The sequence below is a fragment of the Streptomyces sp. NPDC004838 genome (genome assembly GCF_053600955.1).
In genome coordinates this window covers 113,891-131,930 of sequence record NZ_JBSGAW010000021.1, presented here as the reverse complement: position 1 = coordinate 131,930, position 18,040 = coordinate 113,891, and the positions used below count along the sequence as shown (strand labels likewise).

Annotated in this window: 19 protein-coding genes; 15 read left to right on the top strand and 4 right to left on the bottom strand. The window is 71.5% G+C overall.

Annotated elements, in window-relative coordinates:
- The first annotated feature begins 373 nt into the window (after positions 1-373).
- The 10 genes from ACWEFL_RS23570 to ACWEFL_RS23525 all read left to right on the top strand — a co-directional run bounded on the left by ACWEFL_RS23570 (position 374) and on the right by ACWEFL_RS23525 (position 9,639).
- Positions 374-1,399 (top strand): ParA family protein, encoded by a 1,026-nt coding sequence (locus ACWEFL_RS23570; RefSeq protein ID WP_451715981.1) that lies wholly within the window; start codon positions 374-376, stop codon positions 1,397-1,399.
- Entirely contained in the window at positions 1,384-1,929 is a 546-nt protein-coding gene (locus ACWEFL_RS23565) for a hypothetical protein (protein WP_451715923.1), read from the top strand. The genes ACWEFL_RS23570 and ACWEFL_RS23565 overlap by 16 nt, the downstream gene beginning before the upstream one ends.
- A 191-nt stretch (positions 1,930-2,120) precedes the next feature.
- On the top strand, positions 2,121-3,152 hold the full coding sequence (locus tag ACWEFL_RS23560) for a segregation and condensation protein A (protein ID WP_451715921.1): 1,032 nt from the start codon (positions 2,121-2,123) through the stop codon (positions 3,150-3,152).
- Entirely contained in the window at positions 3,149-3,763 is a 615-nt protein-coding gene (gene scpB, locus ACWEFL_RS23555; RefSeq protein ID WP_451715918.1) for an SMC-Scp complex subunit ScpB, read from the top strand. Before ACWEFL_RS23560 ends, scpB begins: the two co-directional genes overlap by 4 nt.
- Complete coding sequence (locus tag ACWEFL_RS23550; RefSeq protein ID WP_451715915.1) at positions 3,763-4,878, top strand: pseudouridine synthase; 1,116 nt, start codon at positions 3,763-3,765, stop codon at positions 4,876-4,878. The genes scpB and ACWEFL_RS23550 overlap by 1 nt, the downstream gene beginning before the upstream one ends.
- A gap of 327 nt (positions 4,879-5,205) precedes the next feature.
- Positions 5,206-5,868, top strand: coding sequence for a nicotinamide riboside transporter PnuC (gene pnuC / locus ACWEFL_RS23545; RefSeq protein ID WP_451715913.1), 663 nt, complete (start codon positions 5,206-5,208; stop codon positions 5,866-5,868).
- Complete coding sequence (locus ACWEFL_RS23540; RefSeq protein ID WP_451715911.1) at positions 5,865-6,959, top strand: AAA family ATPase; 1,095 nt, start codon at positions 5,865-5,867, stop codon at positions 6,957-6,959. Before pnuC ends, ACWEFL_RS23540 begins: the two co-directional genes overlap by 4 nt.
- Positions 6,959-7,774, top strand: coding sequence for an NUDIX hydrolase (locus ACWEFL_RS23535; RefSeq protein ID WP_451715908.1), 816 nt, complete (start codon positions 6,959-6,961; stop codon positions 7,772-7,774). Before ACWEFL_RS23540 ends, ACWEFL_RS23535 begins: the two co-directional genes overlap by 1 nt.
- Positions 7,771-8,805 carry an ADP-ribosylglycohydrolase family protein gene (locus tag ACWEFL_RS23530; protein ID WP_451715906.1) on the top strand — a complete coding sequence of 345 codons (1,035 nt, stop codon included), beginning with the start codon at positions 7,771-7,773 and terminating at the stop codon, positions 8,803-8,805. The genes ACWEFL_RS23535 and ACWEFL_RS23530 overlap by 4 nt, the downstream gene beginning before the upstream one ends.
- A 48-nt stretch (positions 8,806-8,853) precedes the next feature.
- Positions 8,854-9,639: a nucleotidyltransferase domain-containing protein gene (locus tag ACWEFL_RS23525; RefSeq protein WP_451715979.1), complete on the top strand. Its 786-nt coding sequence runs from the start codon at positions 8,854-8,856 to the stop codon at positions 9,637-9,639.
- On the opposite strand, the gene ACWEFL_RS23520 is transcribed toward ACWEFL_RS23525, so the two are convergent.
- A complete protein-coding gene (locus ACWEFL_RS23520; protein ID WP_451715903.1) occupies positions 9,565-10,308 on the bottom strand; it encodes a nucleotidyltransferase domain-containing protein in 744 nt (247 codons plus the stop codon). The two genes, ACWEFL_RS23525 and ACWEFL_RS23520, sit on opposite strands and share 75 nt — an antisense overlap.
- A 276-nt stretch (positions 10,309-10,584) precedes the next feature.
- Positions 10,585-11,067 (bottom strand): Rieske (2Fe-2S) protein, encoded by a 483-nt coding sequence (locus tag ACWEFL_RS23515; protein ID WP_451715901.1) that lies wholly within the window; start codon positions 11,065-11,067, stop codon positions 10,585-10,587.
- Between the two features lie 523 nt (positions 11,068-11,590).
- Between ACWEFL_RS23515 and aroH the strand changes: the two genes are divergently transcribed.
- The 5 genes from aroH (at position 11,591) to der (ending at position 16,057) form a co-directional block, all read left to right on the top strand.
- Positions 11,591-11,953 (top strand): chorismate mutase, encoded by a 363-nt coding sequence (gene aroH, locus ACWEFL_RS23510; protein ID WP_451715898.1) that lies wholly within the window; start codon positions 11,591-11,593, stop codon positions 11,951-11,953.
- Complete coding sequence (locus ACWEFL_RS23505; protein WP_451715895.1) at positions 11,950-13,035, top strand: prephenate dehydrogenase; 1,086 nt, start codon at positions 11,950-11,952, stop codon at positions 13,033-13,035. Before aroH ends, ACWEFL_RS23505 begins: the two co-directional genes overlap by 4 nt.
- A 174-nt stretch (positions 13,036-13,209) precedes the next feature.
- Positions 13,210-13,899, top strand: coding sequence for a (d)CMP kinase (cmk, locus tag ACWEFL_RS23500; RefSeq protein ID WP_451715892.1), 690 nt, complete (start codon positions 13,210-13,212; stop codon positions 13,897-13,899).
- 59 nt (positions 13,900-13,958) lie between these two features.
- On the top strand, positions 13,959-14,552 hold the full coding sequence (locus ACWEFL_RS23495; protein WP_451715976.1) for a lysophospholipid acyltransferase family protein: 594 nt from the start codon (positions 13,959-13,961) through the stop codon (positions 14,550-14,552).
- Between the two features lie 56 nt (positions 14,553-14,608).
- Positions 14,609-16,057 carry a ribosome biogenesis GTPase Der gene (gene der / locus ACWEFL_RS23490; RefSeq protein ID WP_451715890.1) on the top strand — a complete coding sequence of 483 codons (1,449 nt, stop codon included), beginning with the start codon at positions 14,609-14,611 and terminating at the stop codon, positions 16,055-16,057.
- A 397-nt stretch (positions 16,058-16,454) separates the two neighbouring features.
- Here der and ACWEFL_RS23485 read toward each other — a convergent pair whose 3' ends face one another.
- Positions 16,455-16,727 (bottom strand): hypothetical protein, encoded by a 273-nt coding sequence (locus tag ACWEFL_RS23485; protein WP_451715887.1) that lies wholly within the window; start codon positions 16,725-16,727, stop codon positions 16,455-16,457.
- Positions 16,728-16,867: 140 nt separating this feature from the next.
- Entirely contained in the window at positions 16,868-17,683 is an 816-nt protein-coding gene (locus ACWEFL_RS23480; RefSeq protein ID WP_451715885.1) for a hypothetical protein, read from the bottom strand.
- Positions 17,684-18,040: the final 357 nt, after the last annotated feature.

Sequence of the window (18,040 nt, the reverse complement as noted above, 5' to 3'; positions counted from 1 at the left end):
ACGGTCGTGCACCCTTGACAGGCGGGTGTTCCATTGCCGACACATCGGGCCGGGTCCGGTGGATTGTGTTGCTGCGGACCGGTGACACGCCATAGAGTCGCCAACCGTCGGCATGGTGCCACGCTGACCTATCGATAAAGTCCTGGTCACGTCCAAGGAGGTAAGACGACTTGTGAATGAGTCGACATTTACTCCCGGGGGTGGTCCAGCGGGAGCTCCACCCCGACGCCCGGGGGGCGTGGGGGAGGTGCTTTCCGCGTGGGGCCCGTCGGCCGGGCGCGAGGCTGTCGGCTCCGTCGGTTCTGTCGGTTCCGTAGCTGTGCGGACCTTCGCGACAGGCCAGGACACCACGCACTTGACGACAGCCCACACGATGAAGATGACGGACGGCCTACACGTGAACGCCATGGCCGGCAACGAGAGTGGCCGAGAGTCCACCCACTTCGCCGCCTACGAGGAAGTCCCCGAGGGGCACTTCTACGACCCCGACGCCGAGTACGAGCCCGATCCCGAGTACGCGGCCACGCTCGCCCCTGACGCCGCGCGTCAGCGCCGCGAGCGCATCGGTCCCACCGGGCGGCCACTGCCGTACTTCCCGATCCCCGGCCCGCTGACCGATCACGGCCCCGCGAAGATCATCGCGATGTGCAACCAGAAGGGCGGCGTGGGCAAGACGACGTCGACCATCAACCTGGGGGCCGCGCTCGCGGAGTACGGAAGGCGTGTCCTGCTCGTCGACTTCGACCCGCAGGGAGCCCTGTCGGTCGGCCTCGGCGTCAATCCGATGGAGCTGGACCTCACCGTCTACAACCTGCTCATGGAGCGGGGCATGGCGGCGGACGAGGTGCTGCTGAAGACCGCCGTGCCCAATATGGACCTGCTGCCGAGCAACATCGACCTCTCGGCCGCCGAGGTCCAGCTGGTCAGCGAGGTCGCGCGCGAGTCCACGCTCCAGCGGGCGCTGAAGCCGCTGATGGCGGACTACGACTACATCGTGATCGACTGTCAGCCGTCGCTGGGCCTGCTCACGGTGAACGCGCTGACCGCCGCGCACAAGGTGATCGTCCCGCTGGAGTGCGAGTTCTTCGCCCTGCGCGGTGTGGCCCTGCTGACCGAGACGATCGAGAAGGTCCAGGAGCGGCTCAACCCCGAGCTGGAGCTGGACGGCATCCTCGCCACGATGTACGACTCCCGGACGGTGCACAGCCGTGAGGTGCTGGCGCGGGTGGTCGAGGCGTTCGACGACCACGTCTACCACACGGTCATCGGGCGGACCGTCCGCTTTCCGGAGACGACGGTGGCCGGCGAGCCGATCACCACCTACGCCTCCAACTCGGTCGGCGCCGCCGCGTACCGTCAGCTCGCCAGGGAGGTGCTCGCCCGGTGTCACGCCGAGTGAGTCTGCCCGGGGCCGACGAACTGTTCCGTACGACCGGGGGGATGGCGCTCCAGCCGTCGACGCCGCGGCGTCAGGCCAATGGCGAGCCCAGGGTGCCCGCGCCCGCGGGCGAGAGCGATCCGGCGGACTCCGCGTCGGCGGAGCACACCGCGACGGACGCGGAAGCGGGCGCCGAAGGCCGCAGCCGGGGCGAGGAGGCCACCGCGCCGGCCGCGGGCTCAGGGGCTTCGGCCCGCCGCTCGCAGGCCGCTCAGGAGGCCGCTGGAGCCGCGCCGCGCCGGGGCAGAGGGAGCGGCCGAGGGGCGAACCGCCGCCCGAGCGGGCGTGAGCGCCACGACGAGAAGATCACGGTCTATGTCTCGGCCGAGGAACTGATGGACCTCGAACACGCGCGGCTGGTGCTGCGCGGCGAGCACGGTCTGGCCGTCGACCGCGGGCGGATCGTCCGTGAGGCGGTGGCGGTGGTCCTCGCCGACCTCGAACAACGCGGCGAGGCGAGCATTCTCGTCCGGCGGCTCCGCGGTCGCTGAGGGTAGCCTGCGCGCATCCCCACCGCGTTCTCTCGAGGCACCTGCTCGCCTCCCTCGTCTCACCGTGCCTCCGCAACTCCGTTTCCTCTGTTTCCCTGTTCGTCCGCCGTTCTCCGCCGTTCTCCCGTGTTCGCCGTGCCTTCTGTGTTCGACTTCCGTGTTCACCTGCTTTTCCGCACCTGGACCGCGTGATGCCCCCGACTGACTCCACCCGCTCGTCCCGCCGCGCCCTGGGCCGCGGGCCGGGGTCGGCGCTGTCCGCGCCGGACGCGGGGGAGCGGGCGCCGAAGGAGCCGGCCGCCGTGGTGGCGGACGATGTGGCGGCCCCGGTGCCGGACGCCGTGGAAGACACGGCTGCCGCGCCCGGATCCCCCGTGCCCGAATCGTCGGCTCCCGCCGCCTCCGCCGCTCCCGCCGACGACGGGCGTTTCACCGTCCGGCTGGTGAACTTCGAGGGACCGTTCGATCTGCTGCTCCAGCTCATCGGCAAGCACAAGCTCGATGTGACCGAGGTCGCGCTCTCCAAGGTCACCGATGAGTTCATGGCGTACATCCGCGGGATGGGCGACGACTGGGATCTCGACCAGACGACCGAGTTCCTGGTCGTCGCGGCGACGCTGCTGGACCTGAAGGCCGCCCGGCTGCTGCCCGCCGCCGAGGTCGAGGACGAGGCGGATCTCGCCCTGCTGGAGGCCCGTGACCTGCTCTTCGCACGGCTGCTCCAGTACCGGGCGTACAAGCGGATCGCGGAGATCTTCAGCGAGCGGCTCGACGCGGAGGCGCGACGCTACCCCCGGACCGTCGGCCTGGAACCGCATCACGCCGAGCTGCTGCCCGAGGTCGTCATCAGCATCGGGGCCGAGGGGTTCGCCCGGCTGGCTGTGAAGGCCATGCAGCCGAAGCCCAAGCCCCAGGTGTACGTCGATCACATCCACGCGCCCCTGGTGAGCGTGCGGGAGCAGGCCGGGATCGTCGTGGCGCTGCTGCGGGAGCGAGGGCAGGTCGGTTTCCAGGAGCTGACGCGGGACGCCGCCGACACCCTGACCGTCGTCGCCCGCTTTCTGGCCCTGCTGGAGCTGTACCGGGACAAGGCCGTCGCCCTGGAGCAGGAAGAGGCGCTGGGCGAGCTGACCGTCAGATGGACCGGCGGGGACAGCGCGGCGACCGTGACGGACGAGTTCGACCGAACACCCGATGCCGAGACCGTGAAGGACAAGGCGTGAGCGATCTCAAGCCCGCCCTCGAAGCCGTTCTGATGGTCGTGGACGAGCCCGCCACCGAGGAGCACCTCGCCAAGGTCCTCGACCGCCCGCGCCGGGCGGTGGCGGACGCGCTGCGGGAGCTGGCCGACGAGTACACCGTGCAGGGCCGCGGCTTCGAGCTGCGGCTCGTCGCGGGCGGCTGGCGCTTCTACTCCCGTGCCGAGCACGCCGACGCCGTCGAGCGCTTCGTCCTCGACGGCCAGCAGGCCCGGCTCACCCAGGCCGCCCTGGAGACCCTCGCGGTCGTCGCGTACCGCCAGCCGGTCAGCCGCTCCCGCGTCTCCGCCGTACGGGGAGTGAACTGCGACGGCGTTATGCGCACCCTGCTTCAGCGCGGTCTCGTCGAGGAGGCGGGCGCGGAACCCGAAACAGGTGCGATCCTGTACAGGACGACGAACTACTTTCTGGAGCGGATGGGCCTGCGGGGCCTGGACGAGCTACCGGAGCTGGCGCCCTTCCTCCCCGAGGCCGAGGCGATCGAGGCCGAGACACAGGAAGGCGTTCCGTCGTTCGATCCGGACGCTCCGGACACGGAAGACAGACATCCAGTCAATCCAACGACGGAACTTTGATGCGAAGCAGCGGCAGGAACAGCGGGAACAGCGGCTACGGCAAGGCCGGCGGCAGCGGCGGAGGCAACGCCGGGCGCGGCGGCCGCCGGGACGCCGGACGTACCGGTGGCAACCGCGACGACAAGCAGAAGCGCGCGGGCAAGCCGCGTCCCGAGGAGCGCCGCTACGAGGCGGGCGGTTTCGGCGGCAGCGCCCCGGAAGGCCCCCGCAAGGGCCGCGGCGCCGCCGCGCGCGGCGGCGCCAAGGGCGGGCCCAAGCAGGCTCCCCAGCGCGGTGGCCGTTCCGCCCCCGCCCGCTCGCGCGAGCTGGACGCCCGTACCGAGGAGCGCAACCGCGAGCGCTACGCGAACAAGCCGCGGGTCGCCACGCCCAAGACCTTCCCCGGCGCCGAGCAGGAGGGCGAGCGCCTGCAGAAGGTGCTGGCCAGGGCGGGTATGGGCTCCCGCCGGGCCTGCGAGGAGCTGATCGACCAGGCCCGTGTGGAGGTCAACGGCCGGATCGTCACCGAGCAGGGCCTGCGCGTCGACCCGCAGCACGACGAGATCAAGGTCGACGGGCTGACCGTAGCCACGCAGTCCCATCTCTTCTTCGCGCTGAACAAGCCCGCGGGCGTCGTCTCCACCATGGAGGACCCCGACGGCCGCCAGTGCCTCGGCGACTACGTCACCAACCGTGAGACGCGTCTCTTCCACGTCGGCCGGCTCGACACCGAGACCGAGGGCATCATCCTGCTCACCAACCACGGCGAGCTGGCCCACCGTCTCACCCACCCCAAGTACGGAGTGAAGAAGACCTACCTCGCGGCGATCCAGGGTCCGCTCCCGCGCGACCTCGGCAAGCGGCTCAAGGACGGCATCCAGCTGGAGGACGGGTACGCCCGTGCCGACCACTTCCGTGTCGTCGAGAACGTCGGCAAGAACTACCTGGTCGAGGTCACCCTCCACGAGGGCCGCAAGCACATCGTGCGCCGGATGCTCGCCGAAGCGGGTTTCCCGGTCGAGAAGCTCGTACGGACCGCCTTCGGGTCGATCGGTCTCGGCGACCAGAAGTCCGGCTGGCTGCGGCGTCTGACCAACACCGAGGTCGGCATGCTGATGAAGGACGTCGACCTGTAACCGCGTCACCCGCACCCGCGTCACCTGCGGCCCCGCCACGGGGACGGCGCGTCACCCGGACCTGAACCGCCACCCGAACCGCCACCCGGACCCGCAGCCCCGAACCGGTGCTCGCGGATCCGCGCCATCCGGCGTACCCCTGAGAAGCCCGCGGCCGACTGGCCGCGGGCTTCCGTCCTGCCCGGCCTCGGTCCGGTCCTCCGGTCCTCCGGTCACTCCGGCCGGTCCGGTCTGTGTTCGCCCCCTCCGGCCGGTCCGGGGCCGCCCCGGCACTTGTGCGAGACACCCGGACCCATTTATAGTCATGATGACTATTAAGGAGCCGGTGTGAGTCTCGCGGACATTCTCGACCCGCTGAGGCAGCCGCTGTTCACCGTTCTCGACACCCCGGTCAGCTGGACCGAGGTCCTCGGATTCGGCAGCGGCGCCCTCTGCGTCTGGTTCGTCGCCCGTCAGCACATAGCCAACTGGCCGATCGGCATCGCCAACAACCTCTTCTTCATCCTGCTCTTCGCCCAGGCCGGTCTGTACGCGGACGCCGGGCTGCAGATCGTCTTCATCACCCTCGCCGCCTACGGCTGGTGGACCTGGACCCACGGGGGCGGGCCGGGCTCCGACCGACTCCCGGTCCGGCGCACCACCCCCGCCGAGTGGGCCTGGCTGCTCTCGGCCGGCGCGGCCGTGGCCATCGGGCTCACCCTGCTCCTCGACCACGCCACCGACTCGACCGTCCCGTTCTGGGACGCGCTGACCACCGCGCTCTCGCTGATGGCGACCTACGGGCAGTGCCGCAAGCGGGTGGAGTCCTGGTGGCTGTGGATCGCGGCCGACGTGGTCTACATCCCCCTCTACGCCCACAAGCAGCTCTACCTCACGTCCCTGCTGTACATCGGATTCCTGACGCTCTGTCTGATCGGGCTGCGCAACTGGTCGCGCGATCTCACCCCGGGGCGAGCGGAGCCCGTGGAGCCCGCGGAGGCGACCGCATGAGGCGCTACCGGCACGGACTCGTCCTCGGCAAGTTCTATCCGCCGCACGCCGGGCACCACCATCTCGTCGCCACCGCTGCCGACCGCTGCGAACGGCTGACCGTCCTGGTCTGCGCCGCGTCCGTCGAGTCGATCCCGCTCGCCGACCGCGTCGCCTGGCTGCGCGAAGTCCACCCGGGCCCCGGTGTCCGGGTCGTGGGGGCCGTCGACGACATCCCGGTGAATCGCGACGATCCGGCGATCTGGGACGCGCATATGGCCGTCTTCCGCACGGCCGTCCCCGAGCCCGTCGACGCCGTCTTCACCTCGGAGGAGTACGGCGACGAACTGGCCCGCCGCTTCGGAGCGGAGTCCGTCTGCGTCGACCTCCGGCGCAGCCTGTTCCCGGTCTCCGGCACAGCCGTGCGCAAGGACCCCGTGGGCTGCTGGGACTTCCTCCGGCCGCCCGTGCGCGCCGCGCTCACCCGGCGCGTCGTCGTCCTCGGCGCCGAGTCGACGGGCACCACGACGATGGCCCGCGCCCTCACCGACCACTACCGCGGGCGCGGCGGAGTCTGGGCCAGGACCCGGTGCGTACCGGAGTACGGGCGGGAGTTCAGCGAGGAGAAGCTGGCGAGGCTGCGGGCCGGGCGGCCCACGGCCGACTGGAGCGATGTCGCCTTCTCCTCGGACGAGTTCCCGGTGATCGCCCGGCGTCAGACCGAACGGGAGGACGAGGCCGCGCGGACCGGTTCTCCGGTGCTCATCTGCGACACGGACGCCTTCGCCACCACGATCTGGCACGAGCGGTACATGGGCGGCGTCAACGAGGAGGTGGGCCGGATCGCCGCTCGGGGGCAGCGGCATCTGTGGCTGCTCACCGACCACCAGGACGTCCCCTTCGAGGACGACGGCCTGCGGGACGGCGAGGAGCTGCGGCCCTGGATGACCGGCCGGTTCGCCGCCGAACTGGCCCGTACCGGACGCCGTACGGTGCACCTCACCGGGTCGCACGAGCGCAGGCTGTCCACCGCCGTGGCCGCCGTCGACGAACTGCTCGGCGAGGGGTGGTACTTCGCCGAACCACTGCCCGACCTCTCGGAGCGCCACTGATGCCCGCTGCTCTTCCCCGCCCGACTCCCGGTCCGGTGCCCGACGCCGACTCCTACACCGGCTCCGCACCCGGTCCGGACGCGGTGGCCGGTCCCGTGCCGGACTACGACCCGAGAGCCTTCCCGCCCTTCGCGGTCACCGTCGACCTCGCGGTCTTCACGCTCCGCGAGGCGCGGCTGAACGTCCTGCTCGTCCAGCGTGGAGAGGACCCGTACCGTGGCGCGTGGGCACTGCCCGGAGGCTTCGTGCGGCCCGCGGAGTCCGCCGGGTCCGCCGCCCGCCGGGAACTGGCCGAGGAGACCGGGCTCTCCGAGAACACGGTCCGGGACCTGCACCTCGAACAGCTGCGGACCTACAGCGAACCGGACCGCGACCCGAGGATGCGGGTCGTCTCCGTCGCCTACACCGCGCTCCTGCCCGACCTGCCCGAGCCGCGCGGCGGCGGAGACGCCGCCCACGCCCGGTGGACACCGCTCAGCGCGGCGGCCCCGCTCGCGTTCGACCACGAGCACATCCTCGCCGACGCGTACGACCGCGTCGGCGCCAAACTCGAGTACACCTGCCTGGCCACCAGCTTCTGTCCCGGTGAGTTCACCCTCGGCGAGCTCCAGCAGGTGTACGAGACGGTCTGGGGCGTCGAACTCGACCGCCCCAACTTCCGGCGGAAGGTCCTCGCCACCCCCGGCTTCGTGGAGCCGGTCGAGGGCCCGCCGCGCCGTACCGGCGGCCGGGGCAAACCGGCCGCGCTCTACCGGGCGGGCACCGCGTCCGCCCTGCACCCACCTCTTCTGCGACCGGAAGGACGCCGCCCATGACCATGATCGGGATCACGAGGACCGTCACCAAGCAGGCCGCCACCGGCTCGCTGGTCGGGCTCGCCCTCGGGGACGCGCTCGGCTTCCCGACGGAGTTCAACGACGTACCGCAGATTCTCGCCAAGTGCGGCCCGTGGCGCGGGATGCGGCTGCCCCACCCCGCCGTCGTCTCCGACGACACCCAGATGACGCTCGCCGTCGGACGCGGTATCCGCACCGCCATGGACCGGGGGCTCCTCGACGCCTCCCGTCTGACCCGGCCGCTGCGCGAGGAGTTCACCTCCTGGTACCACGACCCGCAGAACAACCGCGCCCCCGGCCGCACCTGCCTGGACGCCTGCCGGAAGCTCGACGACGAACGCCTGGCCTGGCAGCAGGCCAGCCAGCTTGGCTCCAAGGGCTGCGGAGCCAATATGCGGGTCGCCCCGGTGGGTCTCGTACCCGGCCTGAGCGAGGAACAGCGCGCCGGAGCGGCCCAGTTGCAGGCCGCGCTCACCCACGGCCACCCCACCGCCCTCGCGGCCAGCGACCTCACGGCACGCGCCGTCCATCTCCTCGCCCGGGGAGCCGAGCCGCTCGGCCTGGTCGGTCTGCTGCGGTCGTACGCGTACGAGAACCGCGGCAGCTACCGGCAGCGCTGGCTCGGCGATCTGTGGACGTACTCCGACGACATCTCGGGGGAGGCGTTCATCGCCCGCGGCTGGGACGAGTGCCTGCTCATCCTGGAGCGGCTCGCGAACGCCATGCGCACGGCCGACCCGGAGACCGACCCGTGCCTGACCACCGGTGACGGCTGGATCGCGGAGGAAGCCCTCGCCACCGCCCTCCAGTGCTTCCTGCTCTTCCCCGAGGAGCCCGTCACGGCCCTGCGCCGGGCGGCCTGCACACGGGGAGACTCGGACTCCATCGCCGCTCTGACGGGAGCCTTCGCGGGAGCGCATCTGGGAGCCGGGGTCTGGCCCAAGGAGTGGTCGGAACGGATCGAGTACCGGAGCGACCTGCTGTCCCTGGGAGCGCTCTGGGACTCTTGATCCGTGAACCCACAGGACCCGCCGAACCGCGTGAACCCGCCGAACCGCGTGAACCCGCCGAACCCGCGCCTCCACGATCTCCACCCTCCCCGCGATCTTCAGGGCCTCGGTGAGATCGTCGCCGAACAGCCCGACCCCCTGCTCTTCGCCACCGTCTCCGGCGCGCATCTGTACGGATTCCCGTCCCGCGACTCGGACGTGGATCTACGCGGCGTCCATCTCCTTCCGGTGGCGGAGCTGGTCGGGCTCGGCGAGCCCGAGGAGACCCGGACCCGTATGTGGGACCGGGACGGGACCGAGATGGATCTCGTCACTCATGACCTGCGGAAGTTCGTCCGGCTCATGCTGCGGCCCAACGGCTATGTGCTGGAGCAGCTGCTCTCCCCGCTCGTCGTGCACACCTCCACCGTCCACGGCGAACTGGCCGCGCTCGCACCCGGCGTTCTCACCTCCCACCATGCCCACCACTACCGGGGGTTCGCGGGCACCCAGTGGCGTCTGTTCGAGCGGACGGGAGAACTGAAGCCCCTGCTCTACACCTTCCGCGCGCTCCTCACGGGCATCCACCTGATGAGAGGCGGCGGGATACAGGCGCATCTCCCCACCCTCATCGGCGAGGTGACCGCTCCCGCCTACCTGCCCGACCTGATCGCGGCCAAGGCGGAAGCCGAGCACGGCCCCGCCTCCGGCGTCGGCAGGGAGAGGGCGCAGACCGATGTGAAGGCACTTCACGCCGTGCTGGACGAGGCCCGGCTGGACTCAGCGCTCCCCGCCGTACCCACCGCCCGTGACGCTCTCGCGGACCTCGTCGTACGGGTCCGGCTGGAGGGCTGAGGCACGCCGGACTCGTAGGAGGAAGTCCTCGACGCGGGCGCGGTCCGGCTCGGCTGGCAGCGGGGTCCGGGCCACGGCCTCGTCCGCCTCGTCGGCCGTGCGCGCCATCCAGGACTCCGCCTCCCGCCAGGACGCCTCGCCACGCCTGACCGCCAGGAGCCTTTCGCGCTCCTCGCCCACATCGAGGACGAGTTCCCCCGTACGCAGCAGATCCCGGCAGCTCAGCAGCAGCCGCAGCAGATGCATTACGGGCTTCCAGCGGGGTGTCCGGTCCCGGCGGATGTCCGCCTCGAGTTTCTTGTGCTGGGACCGCGCGTAGCGCACGAACGTCCGGTGCACCTCGCGGGAGAGGAACGCGCCGCGCAGGGCGATGAGTTCACGCCCGGTGTCGTCGATCCGCTCGACGAGCGGCGAGTGCAGACACTCCAGGATGTTGGGGTTGGCGCGCAGCGCCAGTTCGCAGAAACGCTCCACCTCCCATGAGAACTGCTCATCGGCCGGTCCCTCGACATGCGTGGGGGGCTTCTCGAAGTGCCAGTACAGGCGCGTGGGCGCGACGAAGACTCCCCGGCGGTCGGTGTCACTGGCCTCCGTCGCGAGACCGAAGGCGCGTGACCCCATGACGCAGGAGTAGACCGTGTGTTCGCGGACCAGCTCTTCCGGACTCATCCGGACAGGCTAAGGGCTGTCCCGTTCATCCCCGGTGGATCGGTTCGGGGCGGGGTATGCGGTGCTTCGCAAGGCGGTGGTCCGTCGCCCTGCGGGGTGTATCCGGGCGGTCCGGCGACGTGGCGCGGCGGTACCTCCCGGGCCGCGGGGCCACGGGGTCGAGGGGCGGGGGCTCGGCGGCCGTCGTCGCGCGCCCGCCGGGAATGACGGGACGGCTCCCGGTCCCGTGTGACGGGAGCGCCGGACAGGATCCGGGCCGTCGGTCACGGCCGTCGCTCACGGCAGGAGGACCGAGTCCTTGGTGACGGTGATCTTCTCGGGCGGCAGCGGACTGGTCGAGGGGCCCTCCGTGACCGAGCCGTCCTGGAGGCTGAACCTGCTGTCGTGGCAGGTGCAGTCGATGGTGCCGTCCGCGATCCTCGAGACGAGGCAGTTCCGATGAGGGCAGACGGCCGAGAACGCCTTGAACTCCCCGGCCGTCGGCTGAACCACCACCACCCGCTCCTCGGCGAAGATCTTCCCGCCGCCGACGGGGATGTCGGCCGTGCCGGCGATCTTCTTCCCGGCGGCCTCGGCAGGAGGCTGGCCCGCGCCCGTGCCCGGGGGCTGCGCCGGTCCGGGATCGGCGGTGCCGGGCGCGGGAGGCGCGGGCTCCTCGGCGGCGCCGCTGTCGACCCCGTTCTCCGTAGTACAGCCCGCCAGCAGCCCCGCGGTGCCGGCCGCGCCCGCCATCAGCAGAGTTCTTCGCCGCGTGTCCATGGTCGTTCTCCTTCGCTGGGCCGGTGCACTGAGCCCGGCATCGACGCGCTGAATGCTACGGAGAGCCCGAACCGTCGGCATCCGCCCGGATCCGGCCGGGTGGTGGCCCGGTTCCGTCCGGGTGACACCGGCCCTGACCGGAGCCCCGGTCGCGTACGCGTACGGCGTCACACGACCTCCCCTACGGGACGCTGTTGGTTTATTCGGGGCCGCACCTGACTCCGGTAGGCAGATCATCACGACGGGAGACGACCTGGGCGGTCCACTCGGCGACACCCCCGGCGAGTCGCCCGGAAGAAACCGGAAGAAACCGGAAGAAAGGAGCCCCCCCGCGGCGACGGGCCGCGGACGAGAACGCCCGGTGGCCCTCGCGCGGAGGACCTCATCAGGCGGCGGCGACCCTGCCCCCGCGACGGAACGCGACCGCCCCGTCTCGGAGGGCGGTCGCCGCCGCACCCCGTCCGCGCATCTGACTACGCTGAACCGAGAGGCAGACGCAGAGATCCAGGAGCGGGAGCACGACGTGGCGGTACGAGCGGTCCGCGGAGCCGTCCAGCTGGAGCGGGACGACGCCGGACACATGGACGACCAGGTCGGCGAACTGCTCACCGCCGTGCTGGAGCGCAACGGCATCGCCCCCGCCGATCTGATCAGCATCTGGTTCACCGCCACCCCCGATCTGCACAGCGACTTCCCGGCCGCCGCGGCCCGCAGGCTCGGCATCACCGACGTACCGCTGATCTGCGCCCAGGAGATGGACGTCGTCGGCGCGATGCCGCGCGTCGTGCGGATACTGGTCCATGTCGAGACCGGTCTCGACCGGTCCGACGTCACCCATGTCTACCTCGGCGCCGCCGCCGCCCTGCGCAAGGACATCGCCCAGTGAGAACCGCCGTCGTCATCGGAACCGGCCTGATCGGCACCTCGGCGGCCCTCGCCCTCGCGGGCCGGGGCGTCGCCGTGCATCTCGCAGACCACGACCCGGAGCGCGCGCGTACCGCCGCCGCGCTCGGCGCGGGCACGGACGATCCCCCCGAGGGCCAGGTCGACCTCGCGATCGTCGCCGTGCCCCCCGCGCACGTCTCCCGCGCGCTCGCCGACGCCATGCGCGCCGGGATCGCCCGCGGCTACCTCGACGTCGCCAGCGTCAAGGGCGGGCCCCGGCGCGAACTGGAGGCCCGGTCCCTCGACCTCTCCGCCTACATCGGCACTCACCCGATGTCCGGGAAGGAACGCTCCGGGCCCCTCGCCGCGACCGCCGATCTCTTCGAGGGCCGCCCCTGGGTGCTGACGCCCTCCCGTGACACGGACACCGAGGTCCTCAACCTCGCCCTCGAACTGGTCGCGCTCTGCCGGGCCGTCCCCGTGGTCATGGACGCCGAAGCCCACGACCGTGCCGTCGCCCTGGTCTCGCACACCCCCCAGCTGATCTCCTCGATGGTCGCGGCCCGCCTGCGCGAGGCCGACGAGACCGCCGTACGCCTCTGCGGCCAGGGCATCCGCGATGTCACCCGCATCGCCGCGTCCGACCCCGGAATGTGGGTGGAGATCCTCTCCGCCAACCCCGGTCCGGTCGCCGACGTGCTCACCGGGGTCGCCGCCGATCTCGAAGAGACGGTCCAGGCGCTGCGGGCCCTCCAGTCCGCCGACGAGGACAAGCGGCGGGGCGGCGTCGAAGGCATCGAGGACGTACTGCGCCGGGGCAACGCGGGCCGTGCCCGGGTGCCGGGCAAGCACGGCGCGGCGCCGGCCACGTACGAGATCGTCGCGGTCCTCATCGGCGACCGGCCGGGCGAACTGGCGCGGATCTTCGCGGACGCGGGCCACGCCGGCGTCAACATCGAGGACGTCCGCATCGAGCACGCCACCGGTCAGCAGGCCGGTCTGGTCCAGCTCATGGTGGAGCCCGCGGCGGCACCGATCCTCACCGCGGCGCTCCGCGAGCGGGGCTGGTCGATCCGGCAGTAGGCAGCAGGCGGGGCCGGAGGGGGCCGGTCCGTGTGTCCATGGCAGGTCCCGGCAGTCGGTAACCTTGGTCGGGGCCCATCGGGATGTCCGCCACGGCCCGATCGGTTCATCCGCACCGGTTCATCCGCACACATCCGCGTACGTCCCCGTACGTCCGGAACGACATCAGGGAAGGTGTCCGACACCGTGGAATCCGCCGTGATCGTTGCCATCGACGGCCCCGCAGGCACGGGCAAGTCGAGCACGTCCAAGGCCGTGGCCGCCGCCCTGGGGCTGGACTACCTGGACACCGGCGCACAGTACCGCGCGATCACCTGGTGGATGATCACCCACGGTGTCGATGTCGCCGACCCGGTGGCGATCGCCACCGCGGCGGACAAACCCGTCATCGTCTCCGGCACCGACCCGGCGGACCCCGCCATCGCGGTCGACGGTGTGGACGTGTCCGCCCCGATCCGCACCCCGGAGGTCAGCGCCAAGGTCAGCGCCGTCAGCGCGGTGCCCGAGGTACGGACCCGGATCACCGGGCTCCAGCGCGAGATCGCCGCGTCCGCCGTGGGCGGCATCGTCGTCGAGGGCCGGGACATCGGCACCACCGTCCTCCCGGACGCCGACCTCAAGATCTTCCTGACCGCGTCGCCCGAGGCCCGTGCCGCCCGCCGCAGCTCCGAGCTGAAGGGCTCGGACCTCGCGGCCACCAAGGAAGCCCTGGTCAAGCGGGACGCGGCCGACTCCAGCCGTACGACGTCACCCCTGGCGAAGGCGGACGACGCGGTCGAGGTCGACACCACGGAGCTGACGCTCCAGCAGGTGATCGAGTGCGTGGTGACCCTGGTGGAAGAGCGCCGGAGCGTTCTGAAGTGACCTCCGGCGGACCCTCGGCCAAGGGCGCGGCGGTCGGGCGTCGCATCGGCATCGGTCTGATGTACGGCCTCTGGAAGCCCCGAGTGCTCGGTGCCTGGCGCGTCCCGGCCGCCGGGCCGGTCATCCTCGCCGTGAACCACTCGCACATGATCGACGGCCCCATGCTGATGGGCACCGCGCCCCGGCCCGTGCACTTCCTGATCAAGAAGGAGGCGTTCATCGGTCCGCTCGATCCCTTCCTGCTGGGGATCGGCCAGCTGAAGGTGGACCGTACGAGCACCGACCGCACCGCCGTCTCCGGCGCGCTCGGCGTGCTGAAGGACGGCGGAGTCCTCGGGATCTTCCCCGAGGGCACCCGCGGTGAAGGCGACTTCGCCTCGCTGCGCGCCGGGCTCGCCTACTTCTCGGTGCGCTCCGGGGCCCCGATCGTCCCGGTCGCCGTCCTCGGCAGCACCGACCGCGCGGGACGGCTGGTCAAGGCGCTGCCCCCGCTGCGCGGCAAGGTCGACGTGATCTTCGGTGACGCCTTCGAAGCGGGGGACGGCAGCGGTCGCCGTACCCGCAAGGCGCTGGACGACGCCACCGTACGCATCCAGGAACGGCTGACCGCCCACCTGGAAAATGCCAGGCGCCTCACCGGACGCGCCGGGTAAGACTTGAGCTGTGGATCACGCGATCGTGATCCGGTGAGACACGAGGAACGGACTTCATGAACGACCAGCACGACCACGGAGCGCTCGGCGACGCCGAGTACGCGGAGTTCATGGAGCTTGCCGCGGTAGAGGGTTTCGACGCGGAGGACATCGACGACGCCCTCGGCGAGGCCGGACACGGCCCGCTGCCCGTCCTCGCCGTCGTCGGACGGCCGAATGTCGGCAAATCGACCTTGGTGAACCGGATCATCGGCCGCCGCGAGGCCGTCGTCGAGGACAAGCCGGGCGTGACCCGCGACCGCGTCACCTACGAGGCGGAGTGGGCGGGCCGCCGCTTCAAGATCGTCGACACCGGCGGCTGGGAACAGGACGTCCTCGGCATCGACGCCTCCGTCGCGGCCCAGGCGGAGTACGCCATCGAGGCCGCCGACGCGGTCGTCTTCGTGGTGGACTCCACGGTCGGCGCGACCGACACCGACGAGGCCGTCGTCAAGCTGCTGCGCCGGGCGGGGAAGCCCGTCGTGCTCTGCGCCAACAAGGTCGACGGCCCCAGCGGCGAGGCGGACGCCGCCGCCCTGTGGTCGCTCGGCCTCGGCGAGCCGCACCCCGTCTCCTCGCTGCACGGCCGCGGGACGGGCGACATGCTCGACGCCGTTCTCGAGGTGCTGCCCGACGCCCCCGCGCAGACCTTCGGCAACGCCGTCGGCGGCCCCCGCCGAGTCGCCCTCATCGGCCGCCCCAACGTCGGCAAGTCCTCCCTGCTGAACAAGGTCGCCAAGGAGGAGCGCGTCGTCGTCGACGCGGTCGCGGGCACCACCCGCGACCCCGTGGACGAACTGATCGAGCTCGGCGGCGTCACCTGGAAGTTCGTCGACACGGCCGGCATCCGCCGCCGGGTCCATCTCCAGGCGGGCGCCGACTACTACGCCTCGCTGCGCACCGCGGCCGCCGTCGAGAAGGCCGAAGTCGCGGTCGTCCTGATCGACGCGAGCGAGTCCATCAGCGTGCAGGACCAGCGGATCATCACCATGGCCGTCGACGCGGGCCGCGCCATGGTGATCGCCTTCAACAAGTGGGACACCCTCGACGAGGAGCGCCGCTACTACCTGGAGCGGGAGATCGAGACCGAGCTGGCCCAGATCGCCTGGGCCCCGAGGGTCAACGTCTCCGCCCGCACCGGCCGCCACATGGAGAAGCTCGTCCCGGCGATCGAGACCGCGCTGGCGGGCTGGGAGACCCGTGTCCCGACGGGACGGCTGAACGCCTTCCTCGGCGAGATCGTCGCCTCGCATCCGCACCCGATCCGCGGCGGCAAGCAGCCCCGGATCCTCTTCGGCACCCAGGCGGGCACCAAGCCCCCGAGGTTCGTCCTCTTCGCGTCCGGCTTCCTGGAGCACGGTTACCGCCGCTTCGTGGAGCGCAGGCTCCGCGAGGAGTTCGGCTTCGAGGGGACTCCGCTGCACATCTCGGTACGGGTCCGCGAGAAGCGCGGCCACAAGAAGTAGCCCGGCGCACGCCACCGAGGGCGCTGCCGCCGACCGGTCGTCTCCGGTCGGCGGCAGCGCCCTCGTTCGTCGCGCGTGACGCCGACGTCGTGGTCGCGCCGGTTCCGGCGTCCGGCCGCATGCCGTCTCACACCGGCGGCCGGAGCCGGAGCCGGGGTCGGCCCGGCCTGGGCCCGTGACGCGAACGCGGCGCTTCCGGCGCGTCGGCACCGCCGCGGGTTGCGGAATCGGGCCCGGAAGGAGGCCATGGCCCCCGGCCGTCCGGCCTTCGGGCCCGCGGGCGCGGCACGCGTGGGAACCATCCGCCCCGGCCGAGCCGGTCCGCGCCGTGTCCCGCGGAGCCGGGCGGGCCGGGCCCGTTCTCGTCCGTGATGCGCCCATCCGGCCTCGCCGAGGACTATGAGTGGCTCCGGCGCGGGCCCGGCGGCAGCGCGGGTGGGTGACCACCGTGCGTCCGGGGGTAGGGCTGCCAGAACGCGCCCGGATGCGCGGCGGGAATGACGGAGCCCCGGCTGCTCGCCAGCCCGGTGCCGAAGCCGTGGAAGCCGAGATCCTCCTCGCCGGACCGGTCGCCGGGCAGCGCCCGGAACGACCTGCGGTACTCGGAGTACAGCGCGTCGTAGATGGGCGTGAGGGACGGGACGGGCGACACCTCGCGCCCGGGGCGCATGGCGGGGATCGGGCTCGGGTACGCCTGGCGGTCTGGATCGTATGAGTGCACGTGACTGCAACGATCCACGACCCCGGCCCGTCACTGTCGCCGCCCGGCCCCTCTGCTCGTAGCGACAGGACAGAGCGGGAAACGGAAGGTCAGGTACCGGCCAGCGGCATCGCGGCGGCGACCAGCCGCCCGCCCGCCGCCGCCTTCTCCAGCGCGTCGCGCAGCAGATCCTCGCGCGGCTGCTGGCCGATCGACCCGACCGGCGCGGCGAACACGAGCACCGTGTGCGACTTGTTGGCGGCGGTGCGCCAGCCCTCCGTGACCTGGAGCGGCTGGTGGGCCTGCCACCAGGCCACCGGGCTCCCGCCCGCGCCACCGGGCTGGAGCACGGCGTGCAGCCGACCCATGGCGAGGAGAACGGACCAGCCGGCCAGCGTCCCCGGCCGCTGGTTGATGTCGTGGACGGGGACGAAGCCCTGCTCGATGAGAAGGGGCAGGAAGTCGTCCCCGTGGGCTCCGGTGGTGCCGGGGCGGGCGATGGGCGCGGTGGGTTCGACGACGAGGGCCGGGTGCAGATCACCGCCGACCAGGATCAGCCCGCTGGTGATGCCGAGGACCGCCTGCTCCGGGACGGAGGCGGTGTCGGGGCCGGAGCCGGGCGCGGACGCCGGGGCGGGGACACCGGGCTCCTCGCCGGTGATGGAGCGGACGGCCCCCTGCAACTGCTCCTCGGCGACCTGGACGACCTGCGACGGGATGCAGGAGGCGTGGGCGAAGGCGAGCACCGCGGTCTCATCGCCGACGAACAGCACGGTGCTGGTGCGCTCCTGCTCGGTGTCGCCCGGCGTGCGGCAGGAGGTGCAGTCATAGCTGCCCGGGGCGGACTCGCCGACGAGCAGCCGGTCGGCTTCTTCGTCGCCGATCTCGGCGCGTACGTCCTCGCTGACGTCGAGCATGCGGGGCACAGGTGGCTCCTCGGAACTTGATCTTGTGCGCCGGGCGGATCCCGGCTCATAAAGCGTTCAACGGAGATCTGTGTCAGGAGTCACGCATGAGTGGGAACGGAATCGAACCATCGGGCGCACACGGTGAGATGGCGAGCGGAATCGATTACTCCCCGTCAATGACTGTGGGGTGAAAGAAAGTTGCCGGGGTGAACCGGCTCACAGAAGAGCGAATCTCATCGCCGACAAATGACGACATAGGAGAGTCAAGTGGGTGGCCGGATTTCATCGCTACGACGGGTAACGGGCAACTGGCCTGGAACGAAAGGCGATCTGTTGATGCCGAGGCGACGACCTCTCTAGATTCCACCGCCGAGT